Genomic DNA, 19,635 nt, shown 5'->3' with positions numbered 1-19,635 from the left:
CGGCCGGCGCCCTCGTCAGCCCTTCAGCGCCCGCCAGGCCTGGGCGAAGACGGCGGCGGTGGCGGCCACCTCGGCCGCGGTCATGCCGGGCTTGTAGAGGGCGGAGCCGAGGCCGAAGCCGTTGGCGCCGGCGTCACGATAGGCCGCCATCCGGTCCGGGGTGATGCCGCCGACCGCGATCAGCGGCACCGCGGCCGGGACCACCGCCCGCCAGGCCTTGACCACCGCGGGCGGGATCGCCTCGGCCGGGAAGATCTTGACCGCGTCGGCGCCGGCCTTCAGCGCCGCGAAGGCCTCGGTGGGGGTGGCGGCGCCCGGGGCGCAGACCAGGTTCAGGCGCCGAGCCTCGGCGATCACCTCGACATCGGCGTGCGGCATCACGATGAGATTGCCGCCGGAGGCCTGGACCCGGGCCACGTCCTCGCGCTTCAGCACCGTGCCGGCGCCGATCAGCACCTCCGTCCCGAAGCGGTCGGCCAGGCGGCGGATGCTGTCGAAGGGCCGGGGCGAGTTCAGCGGCACCTCGATGCAGCGGAACCCGGCCTCGACCAGGGCGGCGCCGATGGCCTCCACCTCCTCCGGCTTGACGCCGCGGAGGATGGCGACGAGCGGCAGGTCGGCGAGGGCGTCGTGCAGGGATAGGCTCATGTCACGCCAGCTCCGCATGCTTGGCCAGGCGCCACAGCGCCCTGACCGTGGTGTCGGCCGGGGCGATGCGGCTGCGCAGCCCCGCGGCCTCGATCGCCTCGGCGTAGCGGGCCGACAGCTCGGCGCCGCCGACGATGGTCACCTCCTCCGGCGCGGCGCCGGTGGCGGCGGCCCCAATGGCGGCGGCGACCGTGGCGCGGGCGTCGGCCACCTCCGCCCCGATCAGGAGGCCGGAGAGATAGGATCCCGTCGCCTTCGGCTCCAGCTCGCCGAACAGGCCGAGGGTGCGGGCGCTGAACAGCCGGCGCAGCAGGCCGCCGCCGGCCGAGGCGCCGACCGCGAGGCCCCGGCGGAAGGCCGGCTGGTCGTAGGCGCGGCCGTCCATCAGCCGGCCGAGGATGCTGTGCTCGGCCAGGACGGCGAAGGCCTCGCCGGTCATCGAGGTGGCGAACCAGGCGATGCGGCCGTCCTCGGCCAGGGCCCATTTGCTGTGCGTGCCGGGCAGGACGTAGAGGCGGCGGCCGGTGGCCGGGGCGTCGCCGAGGATCTGCACCTCCTCGCCGCGCATCACGTCGGGGATGCCGTCGGCGTCGACGCGGCTGACGCCGGGGACGATTCGCAGGGTCACGCCGAGCGAGGTCGGGATTTCGATCAGCCCGGCGACCAGCGCGGCCTCGTCGGCCGGGCATGAGGCGTAGGGCGCCTCGGCCCAGCCCTGGCGGCTGCCGATCATGCCGGAGGCGATGGCGGCGGTCGGGCTCCACCGTTCCGCGATCTGCCGGAACACGGCGTCGAAGTCGCCGCCGGGGACCTTGAGGATGCCGAGCGGGGCCGACGCCTCGTCCCGCACGGCGCCGTCGGCGTCGAGCAGCCAGGCGCGGAGCGAGGAGGTTCCCCAGTCGAGGGCGACGAGCATGATCCATTCCGGGAGATGATGGTCGGAGCGGCGAGATTCGAACTCGCGACCCCTTGCACCCCATGCAAGTGCGCTACCAGGCTGCGCTACGCTCCGACCGGGGGCTGCCGCCGGGCGGGTGCCGGGCGGCGAGCGGGCGGGACTATAGCCACCGGCCCGCCCCTATGCAACGACGATGCGGGCTCAGCCCGCGCTGGCCTCGGCGATCGCCCAGAAATCGTCCGCCTTGAGGCTGGCGCCGCCGACCAGGGCGCCGTCGACATTGGGCACCGCCAGCAGCTCGGCGGCGTTGCCGGGCTTGACCGAGCCGCCGTAGAGGATGCGGATCCCCGCCGCCTCGGCCGGGACATGGGCGCCCAGCGCCGCCCGGATATGGGCGTGCACCTCGGCGACGTCGGCCGCGGTCGGGGTGCGGCCGGTGCCGATGGCCCAGACCGGCTCATAGGCGATCACCGTGTTCTCCGCCGTCGCCCCGCGCGGCAGCGACCCCGCGATCTGCCGGCTGCAGACCTGCAACGCCCGGCCGTCGTTGCGCTCGGCCTCGGTCTCGCCGATGCAGATGATCGCGACCAGCCCTTCGGCGTGCGCCGCCGCCGCCTTCTCCGCCACCACCAGGTCGATCTCGCCATGGTCCTGGCGCCGCTCGGAATGGCCGACGATGACATGGCTGCAGCCGAGATCGGCCAGCATCCGCGCCGCGATGTCGCCGGTATGGGCGCCGTCCCGCGCGCTGTGGCAGTCCTGGCCGCCGACCAGGAGGCCGCTGCCCTGCACCGCGTCGGCGATCGGCGCGATCAGCGTCGCCGGCGGGCAGATCAGCAGGTCGAAAGCCGGATCGACGGTGCGGGCCAGCCGCAGGGCGAGGTCGCGGGCCAACGCCGTGCCCTCGTTGCGCAGCAGGTTCATCTTCCAGTTGCCCGCGATCAGCTTGCGCGCCATCGACCTCTCTCCGGCTGGTCCTCGATGTTGCCCTTCATGTACCAACCCGAGCGCGGCGACGCCACAGCACTCCTTGTGCATTGCTGCCCGGGAAGGCCGCACCTATGATGCGCGGCCCAACCGCCCGGGAGACCGGCGCGGCCTCGCCCTTTGTTTACGGTCGTCATGCTGCAGATCCTCCGCCACAAGGCCGGCTCCATCATCGTCAAGGTGCTGTTCGTCCTCCTGATCCTGAGCTTCGCGGTCTGGGGGATCGGCGATATCTTCCGCAACCGGGGCCAGTCCGACACCGTGGCCACGGTGGCCGACCAGACGATCAGCCTGCAGCAGCTCGACAGCCAGTTCCGCTCCCTGGCCCAGAGTCAGCAGCTGCCGCTGTCGGTCGCCCAGCAGCTCGGCCTGCCCCGGCGGGTGCTGGACAACATGATCTCCGGCATGCTGTACGACCGGCTCGCCGCAGATCTGGGCTACGACCTGTCGAACGAGGCGGTCGCCGACGCGGTGCGCGTCGATCCGCGGTTCCGCGACCCGGCCACCAACCAGTTCAGCCGCGACCGCTTCCTGCAGCTGCTGCAGTCGGCCGGAACCAACGAGGCCGCCTTCATCGCCTATCAGCGCGGCCAGATGCAGCAGCAGCAGGTGATGCGGGCGCTGTTCAGCGGCGCCGAACCGCCGCAGGCGCTGGTCGACCCGATCTACAAGTACCGCCGCGAGACCCGGGTGGCGGACACGATCACGCTGCGCAACGCCGACCAGAGCAACGTGCCGCAGCCGACCCAGGCCGATCTCGAGGCCTATCACAAGGAGCACGGCGACAAGTTCCAGTCGCCGGAATACCGGACGCTGAGCATCGTGCTGCTGAACACCGACGAGTTCGCCAAGGACGTCACGGTGTCCGAGGACGAGGCGCGCACCGCTTACGATAAGAACCAGGCCACTTATCAGAAGCCGGAGATGCGCCGCTTCGACCAGGTGATCGCCCCGACCAAGGATCTGGCGGAGCAGATCGCCACGGCGGTGCGCGGCGGCAAGCCGGTGCAGCAGGCGGTGGACGAGTCCGGCAACGCCGCGGTCAAGCTGATCCCGGTCGACTTCACCGCCAAATCGGCGATGCCGATCCCGGCCTTGGCCGATCCGGGCTTCACCCTGTCCGAGGGCCAGGCGACCGACCCGGTGCAGTCGCCCTTCGGCTGGCACGTGCTGGTGCTGACCGGCATCCAGCCGTCCCGCACCGTGCCCTTCGAGGAGGCGCGGGCCGAGATCGAGACCCAGCTGAAGCAGAGCAAGGCGGCCGACGCCCTCTACGACGCTGCCAACAAGTTCGAGGATGCGCTGGCCGACAACGTGCCGATCGACAAGGCGGCGCAGGAATTCGGCTTCACCGTCACCGCCGTCCCGGCCGTGGCCCAGGACGGCACGACCCAGAGCGGCCAACCGCTGCCGCCGCTGCCGGGCCAGGCGCAGATCCTGCAGGCCGCCTTCCAGCTGCAGCAGGGCGATGTCAGCCCGATGGGCACGATCGACGACAAGACCTCCTTCATCGTCCGGGTCGACGGCATCGTGCCGCCGGCGACCGAGCCGCTGGCCAAGGTGCGCGACGAGGTCGCCGCCGCCTGGACCGAGCAGAAGCAGGCCGAGGCGAGCGCTGCCCTGGCCGCCGACATCGCCAAGCGCCTCGCCGCCGGTGAGGCCGCGGCGGATGTCGCCAAGGCGGTGGGCGGGCAGTACGCCGAGAGCCCGGCGCTGCTGCGCGACGGCAGCAACGCCGGCGCCCTGCCGGCGGCGCTGGTGCGCGACCTGTTCGCCGCCCAGGTCGGCGGCACGGCGACGGCGGAGACCCCCGGCGGCCGGGTCGTCGCCCGCGTGGCCAAGATCGAGCCGGCCAAGCCGGACCCGGCGGCCGAGGCGGCGGTGAAGCAGGACCTGCGGCGCGGCCTCGCGGTCGATGTCGGCGGCGGCCTGGACCAAGCGCTGCGCGCCCGCTATGGAGTGACCATTGACGAGGCGGTCCTCGCCCGGCTGAACTACCAGGAATGATGTCGATGCTCCCCCTCGCGGCGTCGCTGCGCCCCCTCGCCGGATCCCGTCCGGCGGCCCCGTCCTCTCCGCGCGGAGAGGCAAAGGGCTGGCGCTGGGCGGCCGGCACGAGGGGCTCGGCCTGGCGGAATCGGGCGGGTGCGTGGGAGCGATGGCGTGGCGGCGACCGTTCCGCCCTCGCCGATCCCTTCCCCATCGCCACAGGTCACCGCCATGCCGGATTCCACGGCTTTTGACGCCTTCGCCGACACCTACCGCGCCGGCAAACCCCAGGTCGTCTGGACCCGCCTCGTCTCCGATCTCGACACCCCGGTCTCGGCCATGCTCAAGCTGGCCGGGGACGAGCCCTATTCGTTCCTGCTCGAATCGGTCGAAGGCGGCGCCGTCCGCGGCCGCTACAGCGCCATCGGGCTGCGCCCCGACCTGATCTGGCGCTGCCGCGGCGACGTGGTCGAGATCAACCGCAAGGCGCTGTCCGACCTCGATACGTTCGAGCCGGTCGCGCAGAAGCCGCTCGACAGCCTGCGCGGCCTGATCGCGGAATCGCGCATCGACCTGCCCCGCGGCTTCCCGCCGCTGGCCGCCGGGCTGTTCGGCTATCTCGGCTACGACATGGTCCGGCAGATGGAGAGTCTGCCGGACGCCAATCCGGACACGCTGGGCGTGCCGGACTCGATCATGATCCGGCCGACCATCGTCTGCGTCTTCGACACCATCGCCGACGTCGTCACCATCGTCACCCCGGTCTTCCCGGACCCGGCGGCGACGGCGGAACAGGCGCATGAGGCGGCCTGCGAACGGCTGTCGGACGTGGTCGCGGCGCTCGAATCCAGCCTGCCGCACCGCGAGGCGGCGGCCGAGGGCACGCTGCCGGCCCTGCCCGAGCCGAGCTCGAACATGACGCGCGAGGAGTATCACGCGATCGTCGAGCGGGCGAAGGAGTACATCCGCGCCGGCGACATCTTCCAGGTGGTGCTGTCGCAGCGCTTCTCGCTGCCCTTCGCCCTGCCGCCCTTCGCACTGTACCGGGCGCTGCGGCGGCTGAACCCGTCGCCCTTCCTGGTGTTCCAGAACTTCCGCGATTTCGCGATCGTCGGGTCGAGCCCGGAGATCCTGGTCCGGCTGCGCGACGGCGAGGTGACGATCCGGCCAATCGCCGGCACCCGCCCGCGCGGCGCCACGCCGGAGGAGGATGCGGCGCTGGAGCAGGACCTGCTGGCCGACCCGAAGGAGCGCGCCGAGCATCTGATGCTGCTCGACCTCGGCCGCAACGATGTCGGCCGGGTGGCGCAGATCGGCACCGTCAAGGTGACCGATCGTTTCATCATCGAGCGCTATTCCCACGTCATGCACATCGTTTCCAACGTCGTCGGCCGGATCGCGCCGGACAAGGACGTGGTGGCGGCGCTGGCCGCCGGCTTCCCGGCCGGCACGGTCAGCGGCGCGCCGAAGGTGCGGGCGATGGAGATCATCGACGAGCTGGAGGTAGCGCGGCGCGGCGTCTATGCCGGGGCGATGGGCTATTTCGGCGCCAATGGCGACATGGACACCTGCATCGCGCTGCGCACCGCGGTGGTGAAGGACGGCACCCTCTACATCCAGGCCGGCGGCGGCGTCGTCGCCGACAGCAGCCCGGAGGGTGAGTACCAGGAGACCCGCAACAAGGCGCGGGCGCTGGTGCGCGCCGCCGAAGATGCGGTACGCTTCGCCAACCGGCCGCGCAACGGCAACCGGCCCATGGGACATGTCTAGAGATCGCAGCCTTTCGCAGCAGCATCGCCCCCTGCTGCATCGATGGTGAGGCCGGCCGGATCCCCGCCGCTCCTCTCCATTCCTTTGCCTCGAAAGGGCGACTCCCATGCTTCTGCTGATCGATAACTACGACAGCTTCACCTACAACCTGGTGCATTACCTCGGCGAGCTCGGGGCCGATACCGATGTCCGCCGCAACGACGCGCTGACAGTCGACGAGGCGCTGGCGCTGCGGCCGGACGGCATCGTCATCTCGCCCGGCCCCTGCGACCCGGACAAGGCGGGCATCTGCATGGATCTGATCCAGGCCGCCGCCGGCCGGGTGCCGGTGTTCGGCGTCTGCCTCGGCCACCAGGCGATCGGCCAGGTCTTCGGCGGCCGGATCGTGCGCGCGCCGGAGCCGATGCATGGCAAGATCAGCCGCGTCCACCACCATGGCGGCGGCGTGCTGGCCGGGCTGCCGGATAATTTCGAGGCCACGCGCTACCACTCGCTGACCATCGCGCCCGGCAGCATGCCGGACGAGCTGGAGGCCACGGCCTGGACCGAGGACGGGGTGATCATGGCGCTGCGGCACAGGACCCTGCCGATCCACGGCGTGCAGTTCCATCCGGAAAGCATCGCCTCGCAATACGGCCACAAGATCCTGCAGAACTTCCTGGCCATCGCGGAACGGCGGAACGCGGCATGACCACCGGCATCGACAGCCTCAAGCCGTTCGTCGCCAAGGCCGCCCTGGGCCGGCCGCTGGACGCCGCCGACGCCCGCGCCGCCTTCGAGATCATCATGTCCGGCGAGGCGACGCCGGCGCAGATCGGCGGCTTCCTGATGGCCCTGCGCGTGCGCGGCGAGACGCCGGAGGAGATCGCCGCCGCCGCCCGGGTGATGCGCGACAAGGCGGTGACGATCGACGCGCCGGAGGGCGCCATCGACTGCTGCGGCACCGGCGGCGACAATTCCGGGTCCTTCAACGTCTCGACCGCGGTCTCCTTCGTCCTGGCCGGCGCCGGGGTGCCGGTGGCCAAGCACGGCAACCGCGCCGCCTCCAGCCTGACCGGCGCCGCCAACGTGCTGGCCGAGCTGGGGGTCAATGTCGAGGCGCCGCCGGAGGTGATGCGCGATGCGCTGTGGGAAGCCCATATCGGCTTCCTGTTCGCGCCGCTGTACCACAGCGCCATGCGCCATGTCGGCCCGGCGCGGCAGGAGCTGGGCACCCGTACCATCTTCAACCTGCTCGGGCCGCTGGCCAACCCGGCCGGGGTGAAGCGCCAGCTGCTCGGCGTCTTCGCCGAGGCGTGGGTCGAGCCGGTGGCGCAGGCGCTGAGCCAGCTGGGCAGCGAGACCGCCTGGGTGGTGCATGGCAGCGACGGGCTGGATGAGATGACGACCACCGGACCGACCGCGGTGGCCGAGCTGCGCGGCGGCCAGATCCGGCGCCTGACGGTGACGCCGGAGGATGCCGGGCTGCCCCGGGCCACCCCGGACCAGCTGAAGGGCGGCGATCCGGAGACCAACGCCGCCGCACTGCGCGCGGTGCTGGGCGGCGCCCGCGGCGCCTACCGCGACATCGTGCTGCTGAACGCCGCAGCCTGCTTCATCGTCGCCGACCGTGTCTCTACACTGACCGACGGCGCCGCGCTCGCGGCCCGCATCATCGACGACGGATCGGCCGCCCATGTGCTTGAGCGGCTGGCCCGGATCACCAGCCAGGGAACGGCATGAGCGACACCCTCGCCCGCATCGTCGCCGACAAGCGCAGGCATGTCGAAGTCCGCAAGGAAGCGGTGCCGCCGGCGGAGATCGGCCGGCTGGCGGATCTGGCCGACCGGGCCGTACCGCCGCGCGGCTTCCTGGCGGCGCTGCAAAGGGCTCGGTCCGAAGGCCGCTACGGCCTGATCGCCGAGATCAAGAAGGCCTCGCCCTCCAAGGGGCTGATCCGGCCGGATTTCGACCCACCCGCCCTCGCCCGCGCGTACCGCGACGGCGGCGCCACCTGCCTGTCGGTGCTGACCGACGCGCCCTATTTCCAGGGCGCCGACGAATACCTGACCGCCGCGCGCAACGCCGTCGACCTGCCGGTGCTGCGCAAGGACTTCATGATCGATCCGTACCAGGTCGTCGAGGCCCGGGCGCTGGGCGCCGACTGCATCCTCTTGATCATGGCGGCGCTGGACGACGCCACCGCCCGCGAGCTGGAGCAGGCGGCGATCGACAACGGCATGGACGTGCTGGTCGAGGTGCATGACGCGGCGGAGCTGGACCGCGCGCTGACGCTGCGCTCGCCCCTCATCGGCATCAACAACCGCAACCTCAAGACCCTGCAGGTCGACCTCGCCACCACCGAGGCGCTGGCGGCGCAGGTGCCGGCCGACCGGCTGCTGGTGGCCGAGAGCGGCCTGTTCACCCCGGCCGACCTGGCCCGGATGGCCCGCGTCGGCGCCACCACCTTCCTGATCGGCGAAAGCCTGATGCGCCACGCCGACGTCGCCGCCGCCACCCGCGCGCTGCTGGCGCGTGATGAAAGGTCGAGCGCTGCATGACCGGGCCGCAATCTTCTCAGGATCGAGCTGGCCTAACCCTTTGTGTCGCCTCTCCCGCGGGGAGGGAGAGGTCGGACGCCCGCCAGAGCGTCCGGGTGAGGGCTGGCACTGGCCTCGACAAAGGGCCCTCACCCGGAGCCGCTTCGCGTCTCCGACCTCTCCCGCAAGCGGGAGAGGCAACGCGGTGTGCAGGGTGGGCTCCGTGACCAGCGGCCTGACCCATTTCGACGCGGCCGGGCAGGCGCGCATGGTCGACGTCTCCGACAAGGAGGCGACGGTGCGGATGGCGCGGGCCGGCTGCCGGGTCGAGATGAAGCCGGAGACGCTGGCGCTGATCGCCTCCGGCGGCCACGCCAAGGGCGACGTGCTGGGCATCGCCCGCATCGCCGGCATCATGGCGGCCAAGCGCACCGCCGACCTGATCCCGCTGTGCCATCCGCTGCCGCTGTCCAGCGTCGAGCTGGCGCTGCGCTGCGATGCCGAGCACAGCCGGGTCGAGATCGAGGCCACGGTCAAGGTCACCCACCGCACCGGGGTGGAGATGGAGGCGCTGACCGCCGCCTCGGTCGCCGCCCTGACCGTCTACGACATGTGCAAGGCGGTCGACCGCGGCATGGTCGTGACCGATCTGCGCCTGCTGCACAAATCCGGCGGCCGGTCCGGCACCTATGAGGCCGCGCCGTGATCCCGGTCGCCGAGGCCCGCGCCCGCGTCCTTTCCGCCTTCTCCGCCCTGCCGGCGGAGACCGTGCCCCTGCCCGCCGGTCTGGGGCGGATCCTGGCCGAGCCGGTGGCGGCGCGGCTGACCCAGCCGCCGCTCGACGTCTCGGCCATGGATGGCTGGGCGGTGCGGGCCGCCGATGTCGCCACGGTGCCGGCGACGCTGCGCGAGATCGGCCGCGTGCCGGCCGGCGGCCGCTTCGAGGGCTCGGTCGGGCCCGGGCAATGCGTCCGCATCTTCACCGGCGCGCCGCTGCCCGACGGCGCCGATGCCGTGGTGCTGCAGGAGGATTCGGACGCCGAGGGCGACGGGGTCACCGTGCGCGAGGGCGTCGCCGCCGGCCGCCACGTGCGCAGAGCCGGACTCGACTTCCGCGCCGGCGACGTGCTGCTGCAGCCCGGCCGGCGCCTCACCGCGCGCGACATCGGCATCGCCGCCTCGGCCAACCATCCCTGGCTGCGGGTGCGCCGCCGGCCGCGCGTGGCGGTGCTGGCGACCGGCGACGAGATCGTTCTACCGGGCGAGGCGCTGGGGCCGAGCCAGATCGTCAGCTCCAACAGCCACGCCCTCTCCGCCCTGATCCGCAGTTGCGGCGGCGAGCCGGTCGATCTCGGCATCGCCCGCGACGACGCCGAATCCCTGACGACGTTGGCCGCCGGCGCCCACGGCGCCGACCTGATCGTCACCACCGGCGGCGCCTCGGTCGGCGAGCACGACCTGGTCCGTTCGGTCCTGGGCGAGCGCGGCCTGACCCTGGATTTCTGGAAGATCGCGATGCGGCCGGGCAAGCCGCTCATCTTCGGCCGGCTCGGCGACACGCCGCTGCTCGGCCTGCCCGGCAACCCGGTCTCGACCATGGTCTGCGGCTGGCTGTTCCTGCGCCCGGCGCTCTGGGCTCTGCAGGGGGCCGAGGCGCCGGAGAACCGAATCACCGCGACGCTCGGCCGCGACCTGCCGGCCAATGACCGGCGCGAGGATTATCTGCGGGCGCGGATCGAGCGGACGGCTTCGGGATACGTCGCCACCCCGTTCCCGACCCAGGACAGTTCGATGCTGTCGCTGCTGGCCGCGGCCGACGGGCTGGTCGTCCGCCCGCCGCACGCGCCCGCCGCGGCGCGGGGCGAGACCGTCGAGGCGGTGCTGTTCGGCGACGGGATCTGACCCGGTGATCGTTACAAGGAAGTAAAGAACCTGCTGCGACACAGTTAGACGCTTGTGTTTTTGTTTTGTTCCTCCTATCTTCTCCCTCAGGGATTCGGCCGCGCCGCGGCCTTTGCGAACGGAGGAAGCCTTGCTGACGCGAAAGCAACAGGAGTTGTTGTTGTTCGTCCACCGCCGCCTGGAGGCGGACGGCGTCAGTCCCTCCTTCGATGAGATGAAGGATGCTCTCAATCTCAAGTCGAAATCGGGCATTCATCGACTGATCACGGGCCTCGAGGAGCGCGGTTTTATTCGGCGACTGCCGCATCGGGCGCGGGCGCTGGAGGTGCTGCGCCTGCCGGAATGCCTGAAGACGGACGCGCCCTCCACGGCCCCGGCCGAGGACGACAACGTCGTCCCCTTCCGGCCGCCGCGGTCGGACGCCGCCCTGCCTGGCCGCAAGCTGGAGCGCGCCGATCTCGCCGGCCCTGAGCATGGCGTCCGCCTGCCGCTCTATGGCCGGATCGCGGCCGGCATGCCGATCGAGGCGCTGCGCGACCATTCCAACTACGCCGAGATCCCGGCGTCGCTGCTCGGCCCGGGCGAGCACTATGCGCTGGAGGTCGCCGGCGACAGCATGGTCGAAGCCGGGATCCTGGACGGCGACACCGTCATCATCAAGCGCTGCGACGCGGCCGATGCAGGCACCATCGTCGTCGCCCTGGTCGACGAGAACGAGGTGACGTTGAAGCGGCTGCGGAAGAAGGGCAGCTCGGTCGGTCTCGAGGCCGCCAACTCGGCCTACGAGACCCGCTATCTGACGCCCGACCGCGTCCGCATTCAGGGCCGCCTGGTCGGGCTGCTGCGGACCTATTCCTGACAGGCTGACCGTCCCGCCGCGAGCGGCCGGGACGGTCCTCCCGATTGATTCCAGGTGTTGCCGAAATCCGGTTTGTTCGGCCATCTGTGCAGCGTTCTGTCGAGACCAGAAAGCCTGGGCATGACTCTGCATCGATGGGTGGTCCGCCTGCTGGCATTGATCCTGTCTAGTGCCGGTGCCCTTGCCGGCGCGCCGGCCGAGGCGGCCGGCACCTACCGCACCTCCGGCGACTGCGACGGCTTTCCGAAGGTCTCGCTTCGCACCCCGCCCGGGCTCTGCGTCGGCCTGGTCGCGACCAGGCTCGGCTTCGCGCGGGGCGTGGCGGTGATCGGCACCGACATCTATGTCGCCGACATGGGAAGCTGGGAGAAGGGCCGCGGCCGCCTGCTGCGGATCCCCGACGGCGGCCGCGCGGCGCCGCAGGTTCTGCTGACCAGGCTGGATCGGCCGAACGCCCTGGTGCCGGCCGGGGACGGCCGGCTGCTCCTGGGCCTGGCCGGCCGGGTGGTGGCCGTCGACCCGCAGGCGGAGCAGCCGGCGGCGACGCTGCGCGACGTCGTGATCGGCCTGCCGAATGACGGCCGGCATCCGCTGTCGGCTCTGGCTCTGGCGCCGGACGGCGCGCTCTTCGTCAATGTCGGCTCCGCGACCGATCATTGCGAGCGCGACGACGACTCGGCCCCGGATCCCGCCAAACCGTGCCCGGAGACGGAAAGCACGCCCCCGCGCGGCAGCGTTCTGCGCCTGGCGCCCGACGCCTTGCCCGCGGATGCACGCAAGCTCGCCCCCTTCGCACGCGGCCTGCGCAACAGCATGGCACTCTGGGTGCTGCCGAACGGCACGCCGCTGGCCCTGGTGAATGCGCGGGACGCCATCGACCAGGCCGACCCGAAGCTGTCGGACGAAGCGCTGCCGCACGACTTCTACGCCGTGCTGCGTGAAGGCGCCGACTATGGCTGGCCGTATTGCTATGACGAGCGGCGGCCGAGCCCCGAATACCCGCGCTTCGATTGCGGCAAGACACAGGCGCCGACCTTGCTCCTGCCGCCGCACGCCGCCCCGCTCGGCATGCTCGTCTATCGCGGATTGACGCTGCCCGGGCTCGATGGACGGCTGCTGATGACCTATCACGGCTATCGCGACACCGGGCACCGTGTCATGACGTTGGCGATCGACGATCAAGGAACGCCGCAGGGCGAGCCGCAGCCGCTGGTCTGGGGCTGGGACGCCGCCAAGGGCGTCCGGCCGCAGGGCGCGCCGCTCGGGCTCGCCGAGATGGCCGACGGCAGCGTCCTGATCACCGAAGACCACAACGGCACGCTGCTGCGGCTCGCCCGCGCCCGGCCCGACTCGCCTTGATCGGGCGACCTTCCGGGCCGGAAAGCCTCCGTTTCGGAGGCGCACCGTGAGCGGCCGGGCCGGGCAGCGGCCCCCCCGGTCGGAGCGGGTCACGGCACAGCAGGTCGCCGAGGCTGCCGGCGTCTCGATCTCAGCCGTCTCCCGGACCTTCACCAAGGACGCCAGCGTCTCGCCCCGGATGCGGGCCCGCGTGCTGACTGCGGCGAAGGCGCTGGGCTATCGCCCCAACCAGCTGGCGCGCAGCCTGATGACCGGCCGGACCGAGCTGGTCGGGCTGGTCTCGAGCCATTTCGCCAACCCCGCCTTCATGGATGTGTTCGACCTGTTCACGCGGGAATTGCAGCGCCGCGGGCTGCGGCCGCTGATCGCCAACCTGTCGGACGACGGCGGCGCCGATTCCGCGCTCGACATGATGCTGCAATACAGCGTCGATGCGGTGCTGATCGCCACCTCCGCGCCGCCGGAGGGCTTCGCCGACTCCTGTGCCCGCGCCGGGCTGCCGGTGGTGCATGTGTTCGGCCGGGCCGGGCCGGAGACGCCGGTGCCGGTGGTGACGGTCGACAACGCCGCCGGCGGACGCCTGGCCGCCGAGGCGATGCTGGTGCGCGGCCTGCGGCGCCTGGCCTTCCTGGGCGGCGCTGAGACCGACTCGTCCTCCATCGATCGCGCCGCCGGCTTCACGCAGCGCCTCGCCGAGGCCGGCCTGCGGCCGGTGGCCTCGGCGTTCGCCGGCGACTACTCGCATGAGCACGGCCGATGCGGCATGCACGCCCTGCTCGACCGCGACCGGCCACAGGCGGTGTTCTGCGGCGACGACATCCTGGCGCTCGGCGCCATCGACGCCTGCCGCGAGCGCGGGCTCGTGGTGCCGGGGGAGATCGGCGTGGTCGGATTCGACGACATGCCTCTCGCCGCCTGGCCCGGCTATCGCCTGACCACGATCCGCCAGCCCATGGCTGAGATGGTGCGCCACGCCATCGACCAGATCGCCGCCCGTCTGGCCGATGCCGATCACCGGATCCAGGGCCGGCTGTTCGATATCGCCCTGGTGGAGCGCGGCAGCCTCTAAGGACCGGTCCGCAGCCCCTCCAGGCACCGCATCAGCTGCCTAGCGCAGGCTTCCAGCGGCGCCGCGTCCTGCTGCGCCTTGGCCTGCGCCATCGCCCCGGAATAGGCGGCGACGATGAAGGCGGCGAGGTCGTCCGCATCCGCTGCCGCCAGTCGGCCGGCCGCCTGGTCGGCCCGCAGCCGCTCCGCGATCGCCGTCCGCCAGGCCTCGAACACCGCCTGTGTCGCCGCGCGGAACTCGGGATCGGCCAGCGACAGCTCCAGCGCCAGATTGTTCAGCGGACAGCCTGCGACGGCGCCGCGCTGCCGCAGCCCCGCGGCGATCCGCTCGAACACCCCGGCGATGCCCTGCAGCGCGTCCGGCGCCGCGCGGACGGGCTCGATCCAGGTCTCCTCCACCTCCCGCGCCACACGGTCGTGGATGACCGCGAGGCCGAGCGCCTTCTTGGTCGGGAAGTGATGGTACAGCGCGCCGCCCGTCACCCTGGCCTCGCGCATCAGCTCATGCATGCCGGTGACCTGATAGCCGCGGGACTGGAACGCCTCCGCCGCAACGTCCAGCAGGCGCCGCCGCATCCCTTCGGGGTCGTAGCTGCGCTTCCGCGTGTTTCCGCTCGCCGTCTCGGTCATGCCGCGACCCTAGCATATTGACTCAACCGGACAATCAGTCTGCTTTAGAACCGGACAACCGGTCTGTTTTCAGGGAGACGCATGGTGGGAGCGATTCGGAGTTTCAGCCCGATCGTGGAGCTGCGGCGCTACACGCTGCGTCCCGGGCAGCGCGAGGCGCTGATCGCGCTGTTCGACCGGGAATTCGTCGAGACGCAGGAGGCGGTCGGGATCGACGTCATCGGCCAGTTCCGCGACCTCGACGCGCCGGACCATTTCGTCTGGCTGCGCGGCTTCCCGGATATGCATTCACGGACGGAAGCGCTGCGCGCCTTCTACGGCGGACCCGTCTGGCAGGCGCACCGCGACGCCGCCAACGCCACCATGATCGATTCGGACGACGTCCTGCTGCTGCGGCCGGCGCATCCGGAAGCGGGGTTCCGGCTCGACTGCGACCGTCCTGCCCCGGGTCAGGGCGCGCTTCCCGGCGGGATCGTCGTGGCCACCATCTGGCATCTCGACCCGGCGGCAGAGGCCGGATTTCCGAAGGTGTTCGAGACCGTCCTGACCCCCGCGCTGCGCGATACCGGCGTACCCATCCTGGCGGCCTTCGTCAGCGAGCACGCCGAGAACGGCTTCCCGGCCCTGCCGGTTCGTGCGGACGCCCGGGTCTTCGTCTGGTTCTCCCGCTTCCCCGACCGGGCGGCCTATGATCGCCACGCTGCCCTCGCCCCCGGCTTCGCCGCGGCGCTATGGCCGCATCTGGCCCGGCCGCCCGAGGTGGCGCTGCTGTCGCCGACGGCGCGGTCGCGGCTGCGCTGACCCTCAGACCTCCGCGATCCGCACCCAGGCGCGCTCTCGGGCCGAGCGCAGGGCGGCGGCCACGACCCGGTCCACCTCCCAGCCGTCGCGGAAGGTCGGCCAGACCGGGTGGCCGGTCGCCACCGCCTCCAGGAAGTCGCGCGCCTCGATCGCGATCTGCTCGTTGTAGCCGGTGCCGTGGCCGACGCCCTGGTTGAAGGCCAGGTAATCGGGATGCGACGGTCCCGTCAGCAGGCGCTGAAAGCCTTGGCGCGCCGCCGGTCGCGCGGCGTCGTAGAGCCACAGCTCGTTCTGGTTCTCCTGGTCGAAGGCCAGGGCGCCCTTGGTGCCGGTGATGCGGTAGGTGTAGCCCATCTTCCGCCCGGCGGCGACGCGGCTGAAGCTGAGCGAGCCGGTGGCGCCGCTGACGAAGCGCAGCAGCATCTGGCCTTGGTCGTCGTTCTCGACCCGCTCCTCGCCCTCAGGCCCCGGACGCACCGGCTGGATGATGTCCAGATCCGCCACCAGCGACTCGATCGGCCCGACCAGCCGCAGGCAGGCATTGATAATGTGCGGGGCGACGTCGCCCAGCGCCCCGGCCTCGGTGCCGGTGGCGATCCGGGTTCGCCAGGAGGCCGGCGCCCGCGGGTCGTGCAGATAGTCCTCGACATGCTCGGCCGTGACCTGGATCACCTCACCGATCTCGCCGGCATCGATGATCTGCTTGGCCAGCTGGCTGGCCGGGGTTCGAATGTAGTTGAAGCCGACCATGGCGGCGACGCCCGCTTCCTCCGCCGCCTCCACCATCGCCCGGGATTCGGCCGGGTCACAGCCCAGCGGCTTCTCGCAGAACACCGGCTTGCCCAGACGCAGCGCCTCGGTCGCCATCGCCAGGTGGGTGCGCGGCGGGGTGGCGATGATGACGGCGTCGACCGCCGGATCGGCCACCAGCGCCCGCCAGTCCGCGGTCGAGCGGTTCCAGCCCCACGCCTCGGCGTGCCTGGCCGCGCCCTCCTCCGTGGTGCTGCAGATCATCTCGCAGACCGGGATCAGCGGCGGCTGGAACGCCGTGCGCACCAGCTGCAGGCCGATGGTGTGGGCCTTGCCCATATAGCCGGCGCCGATCAGCCCGATCCGCAGCGTTCCCGTCATTTGAACCTCCCTGGCCCGCCCGTTCTCCCGACTCTATCGGCCTTCACCCGATTTGCAAGCGCTTGCAAATCGGCTACGCTGCATCCGAGAAAGGGAGGAACGGCATGAAGACCTTTACCCAGGATACGCTGGACCCGGAGATGATCGTCGGTGAGCTGCTGGACGGCCCGGGCACGGTGCTGCTGCGCGGCCTGTTCACCCCGGCGGAGATCGCCGAGGCGCGCGCCGTGGTGATGCGCGAATCCGAGAGCGGCGCCCCCAAGGTCACGCATTTCCAGGGCGCGGCCGAGCAGGAAGGCCGGATCGACCTGCAGCGGCGGGTGTGGAACCTGCTGGCCAAGGGCGAGGTGTTCTCGCGCATGGCGGCGCATCCGGCGCTGATGGCGGTGATGCGGGCCTTCCTGGGCAGCGAGTTCATCATGGGGTCGATCGCCGCCAACCGCATCCTGCCCGGCGGCCCGGGCCAGGAGCCGCATATCGACTATCCCTACTGGGACATGCACAAGCCGGAATCGCATCCGGTCCGGATCAACGGCTCCTTCCCGCTGAACGCCCAGGCGACGATCCTGCTGGACCCCTTCACCGAGGAGACCGGCGCCACCGCCTATGTGCCGGGGACACAGAAGGCGCTGCGCTACCCGGCCGAAAGCGACCGCTTCCACGAGCGCTGCGCCCGCATGCTGGGCGAGCCGGGCGACACTGTCGTGTTCTTTGGCGCGGTCTGGCACTGCGCCATGCCGAACCGGTCGCGGCAGGACCGGTCGGCCATCCTGATCCAGTACCTGCCGAAGTTTGTGAAGCCGATGGAGGACATGCCGGCCGCCCTGCCCCGTGCCTTCGTCGAGCAGGCCAGCCCCGACCTGCGCCAGCTGCTGGGGCTGAACTACCCCTATCCCGAGGTGCTGGACGCGGCCAAGGCCGGCAACGCCGAAGGCCGGATGATGGCGACGACGCGCTGACCGGTCACTCGGGCGCCGCCGCGCGGAACGGCGCCGGGGCCCAGGGGCGGTCGCCGACCGCCTCGGCCACCGTGGCCACCTCCGGCTCCGGGCCGGACAGATCAACGGCGATGCCGCCGGCGCGGCGCAGGTCGAAGCGGTCCCAGACGCCGAAGCGCGGCCGGCACCAGCGCGGCGCCACCAGATCGGTGATCACGAGATCGGCACCGGCGCAGTCGTCGTCGAAGCCCTCGCCGCCGCGGGTGAAGGCGACGGTCCTGTCGCCGAAGCGGTAGACGCAGCCGCGCGGGTCGCAAGCCAGCCGCCCGCCGGCCGCAGCGCCCTGCGGCAGCCAGGGCGCGTCCTCCGCCGCCGCCTCGGCCCGCAGCCAGATCTCGCGGATGAAGCGCTCGCTGCGGCGGGTCGAGAAGGCGAGGCTCCCGTCCGGCACCCGCACCGCCGCCAGCCGGCCGGTGGCGTCGACCAGGATCTGCGGCTGCGGCGCCGACAGCGCCGCCGCCAGGATTGCCGGCAGGGCGAGCAGCCCCAGCAGGCGCAGCCGCCCCGCGGCGAGGCAGAGCCACAGCCCGCCGACCGCGCCGGCGACCAGCCCCCAGGCCGGGATCGCCGGCACCGCGAAGGCGGCCAGCGGCCAGGCGGAAACAGTGTTCGCCACCCACAGCATCGCCTCGATGCCCCAGCCCAGCAGCGGCAGCACCAATCCGTCGAGGCCCAGCAGCATGGCCGGATAGGCCAGCAGCACGCAGGGCATGATCCAGAGCGAGGTCAGCGGGATCGCCATCAGGTTCGCGGCCACCGCCAGCGGGGCGAAGCGCTGGAAATGGAAGATGGCGAAGGGCGTGGTCGCAATCGTGGCGACCAGCGTGGTCAGCACGATGCCGCCGAGATAGAGCAGGACGCGGCGGGCGGGCCCGGCCTCGCCCCGCCATCGGGCGAGATGCGGCCGCAGCGCCTCATAAGCCGCGATCAGCGCGATCACCGCGGCGAAGGACATCTGGAAGCTCGGTCCCGGCAGGGCTTCGGGCACGGTCAGCAGGACCACGGTGGCGGCCAGGGCGACCAGTCGCATCGAGATCGCCACCCGGTCGGCCATCACCGCCAGCAGCACCACGCCGGTCATGACGCAGGAGCGCACGGTCGGCACCGAGGCGCCGACCAGCACGGTGTAGACGATGATGCCGAGGAGGGCGACGCCGGCCGCCCATTTCTTGATCGGCCAGCGCAGAGCCACCGGCTCGACCAGCGCCAGTCCCAGCCGGATGCCGCCGAGCAGCAGGATCGCCACCAGGCTGATATGAATGCCGGAGATCGACAGCAGATGGGCCAGGCCGGAATCGCGCATCGCCTCGTTGGCCTGGTCGCTGATCCCGGCCCGCTCGCCGGTCAGGAAGGCGACGGCGATGGCGCCGGCGTCGCCGCCGATCTGTGCCCGCACACGGGCGGCGATGCCGTCCTGCAGCCGGGCCAGGCCGGACGGCGCCGGGTCGACGGCATCCAGCCGCTCCACCCGCCCCATGGCGAAGCCGGTGCCGCCGATCCCCTGGAAGAACAGCTGCCGCCGGAAATCGAAGCCGCCCGGATAGGCCGGGCCGTCCACCGGCGCCAGCGTCGCCCGCACCCGGATCCGGTCCCCGGCCGCGGGTGCCTGCTCGGCGCCGAGCAGCCGCAGCCGCACCGCCGCCGGGGTCGCCTCCGGCGCCAGCCCCTCCACGGCAAGATCCCCGAGCACCACGCGCACGCCGTGAGGGAGCAGATCGATGCTTTCGACCGTTCCGGTGACGAGGCCGCGATGCTCGCGGTCGAGCAGCGGCGCCATCACCATCCGGGTGCGCAGCTCCGCTGCCAGGAAGCCGACCGCGACCGCCAGCAGCAGCGCGGCGAAGCACAGCGCCCGCGGCCGCCGGCGCAGCAGCAGGGCGAGCAGGCCGGACAGGACCAGCGCGGCCAGCCCAGCGGCTAGCGGCGGCTCCGACGGCAGGGCGAAATAGACGCCGATGCCGGTGCCGAGGCCGCAGGGGACCAGCAGCACCAGCCGGCGCCGCACGCCGCCGGCCAGTGCATCGAACATCCCCGCCCAATCCGGCCGGGCGATCCGCCATCCGCCGGGGCCGAGCC

The 19,635-nt window shown here is 71.9% G+C and carries 18 protein-coding genes and 1 tRNA gene; 12 read left to right on the top strand and 7 right to left on the bottom strand.

Going from position 1 to position 19,635, the window contains the following annotated elements; all coding sequences use genetic code 11:
- Positions 1-15: 15 nt before the first annotated feature.
- The 4 genes from G537_RS0134430 to tpiA form a co-directional block, all read right to left on the bottom strand.
- Positions 16-648, bottom strand: coding sequence for a 2-dehydro-3-deoxy-6-phosphogalactonate aldolase (locus G537_RS0134430; protein ID WP_026873902.1), 633 nt, complete (start codon positions 646-648; stop codon positions 16-18).
- Between the two features lies 1 nt (position 649).
- Positions 650-1,564: a 2-dehydro-3-deoxygalactonokinase gene (locus tag G537_RS41545; protein WP_034854048.1), complete on the bottom strand. Its 915-nt coding sequence runs from the start codon at positions 1,562-1,564 to the stop codon at positions 650-652.
- 19 nt (positions 1,565-1,583) lie between these two features.
- A tRNA-Pro gene (locus G537_RS0134420) sits at positions 1,584-1,660 on the bottom strand.
- 87 nt (positions 1,661-1,747) lie between these two features.
- Positions 1,748-2,503 carry a triose-phosphate isomerase gene (tpiA, locus tag G537_RS0134415; protein ID WP_026873901.1) on the bottom strand — a complete coding sequence of 252 codons (756 nt, stop codon included), beginning with the start codon at positions 2,501-2,503 and terminating at the stop codon, positions 1,748-1,750.
- Positions 2,504-2,668: 165 nt separating this feature from the next.
- Between tpiA and G537_RS0134410 the strand changes: the two genes are divergently transcribed.
- The 10 genes from G537_RS0134410 (at position 2,669) to G537_RS41535 (ending at position 14,000) form a co-directional block, all read left to right on the top strand.
- Positions 2,669-4,540 carry a peptidyl-prolyl cis-trans isomerase gene (locus tag G537_RS0134410; protein ID WP_026873900.1) on the top strand — a complete coding sequence of 624 codons (1,872 nt, stop codon included), beginning with the start codon at positions 2,669-2,671 and terminating at the stop codon, positions 4,538-4,540.
- Between the two features lie 213 nt (positions 4,541-4,753).
- Entirely contained in the window at positions 4,754-6,292 is a 1,539-nt protein-coding gene (gene trpE, locus G537_RS41540; protein WP_051249489.1) for an anthranilate synthase component I, read from the top strand.
- A 106-nt stretch (positions 6,293-6,398) separates the two neighbouring features.
- A complete protein-coding gene (locus G537_RS0134400; protein ID WP_026873899.1) occupies positions 6,399-6,983 on the top strand; it encodes an anthranilate synthase component II in 585 nt (194 codons plus the stop codon).
- Positions 6,980-8,014: an anthranilate phosphoribosyltransferase gene (gene trpD / locus G537_RS0134395; protein WP_026873898.1), complete on the top strand. Its 1,035-nt coding sequence runs from the start codon at positions 6,980-6,982 to the stop codon at positions 8,012-8,014. The genes G537_RS0134400 and trpD overlap by 4 nt, the downstream gene beginning before the upstream one ends.
- Positions 8,011-8,832: an indole-3-glycerol phosphate synthase TrpC gene (gene trpC, locus G537_RS0134390; RefSeq protein ID WP_026873897.1), complete on the top strand. Its 822-nt coding sequence runs from the start codon at positions 8,011-8,013 to the stop codon at positions 8,830-8,832. Before trpD ends, trpC begins: the two co-directional genes overlap by 4 nt.
- Positions 8,833-9,034: 202 nt before the next feature.
- Complete coding sequence (gene moaC / locus G537_RS45320) at positions 9,035-9,517, top strand: cyclic pyranopterin monophosphate synthase MoaC (protein ID WP_026873896.1); 483 nt, start codon at positions 9,035-9,037, stop codon at positions 9,515-9,517.
- Positions 9,514-10,713, top strand: a complete 1,200-nt coding sequence (locus G537_RS0134380; protein ID WP_026873895.1) for a molybdopterin molybdotransferase MoeA — start codon at positions 9,514-9,516, stop codon at positions 10,711-10,713. The genes moaC and G537_RS0134380 overlap by 4 nt, the downstream gene beginning before the upstream one ends.
- Positions 10,714-10,843: 130 nt before the next feature.
- Positions 10,844-11,572, top strand: a complete 729-nt coding sequence (gene lexA, locus G537_RS0134375; RefSeq protein WP_026873894.1) for a transcriptional repressor LexA — start codon at positions 10,844-10,846, stop codon at positions 11,570-11,572.
- A gap of 120 nt (positions 11,573-11,692) precedes the next feature.
- Entirely contained in the window at positions 11,693-12,931 is a 1,239-nt protein-coding gene (locus G537_RS0134370) for a PQQ-dependent sugar dehydrogenase (RefSeq protein WP_034854005.1), read from the top strand.
- A 46-nt stretch (positions 12,932-12,977) separates the two neighbouring features.
- Positions 12,978-14,000: a LacI family DNA-binding transcriptional regulator gene (locus G537_RS41535; RefSeq protein ID WP_051249488.1), complete on the top strand. Its 1,023-nt coding sequence runs from the start codon at positions 12,978-12,980 to the stop codon at positions 13,998-14,000.
- Here the strand turns inward: G537_RS41535 and G537_RS0134360 are convergent.
- Positions 13,997-14,629, bottom strand: a complete 633-nt coding sequence (locus tag G537_RS0134360; RefSeq protein WP_026873892.1) for a TetR/AcrR family transcriptional regulator — start codon at positions 14,627-14,629, stop codon at positions 13,997-13,999. The genes G537_RS41535 and G537_RS0134360 overlap by 4 nt on opposite strands.
- Before the next feature lie 81 nt (positions 14,630-14,710).
- Here G537_RS0134360 and G537_RS0134355 point away from each other — a divergent pair, with 81 nt between their 5' ends.
- On the top strand, positions 14,711-15,430 hold the full coding sequence (locus tag G537_RS0134355; RefSeq protein ID WP_026873891.1) for an NIPSNAP family protein: 720 nt from the start codon (positions 14,711-14,713) through the stop codon (positions 15,428-15,430).
- A 3-nt stretch (positions 15,431-15,433) separates the two neighbouring features.
- On the opposite strand, the gene G537_RS41530 is transcribed toward G537_RS0134355, so the two are convergent.
- Positions 15,434-16,561, bottom strand: coding sequence for a Gfo/Idh/MocA family protein (locus G537_RS41530; protein WP_034854002.1), 1,128 nt, complete (start codon positions 16,559-16,561; stop codon positions 15,434-15,436).
- A gap of 104 nt (positions 16,562-16,665) precedes the next feature.
- Between G537_RS41530 and G537_RS0134345 the strand changes: the two genes are divergently transcribed.
- Positions 16,666-17,520 (top strand): phytanoyl-CoA dioxygenase family protein, encoded by an 855-nt coding sequence (locus G537_RS0134345; RefSeq protein ID WP_026873890.1) that lies wholly within the window; start codon positions 16,666-16,668, stop codon positions 17,518-17,520.
- A gap of 4 nt (positions 17,521-17,524) precedes the next feature.
- On the opposite strand, the gene G537_RS41525 is transcribed toward G537_RS0134345, so the two are convergent.
- Positions 17,525-19,588, bottom strand: coding sequence for a ComEC/Rec2 family competence protein (locus G537_RS41525; RefSeq protein WP_051249487.1), 2,064 nt, complete (start codon positions 19,586-19,588; stop codon positions 17,525-17,527).
- Between the last annotated feature and the right edge of the window lie 47 nt (positions 19,589-19,635).

Origin of the sequence: Inquilinus limosus DSM 16000 (genome assembly GCF_000423185.1) — a bacterium.
GTDB lineage: Bacteria > Pseudomonadota > Alphaproteobacteria > DSM-16000 > Inquilinaceae > Inquilinus > Inquilinus limosus.
This window is presented reverse-complemented; position numbering and strand designations above follow the sequence as displayed.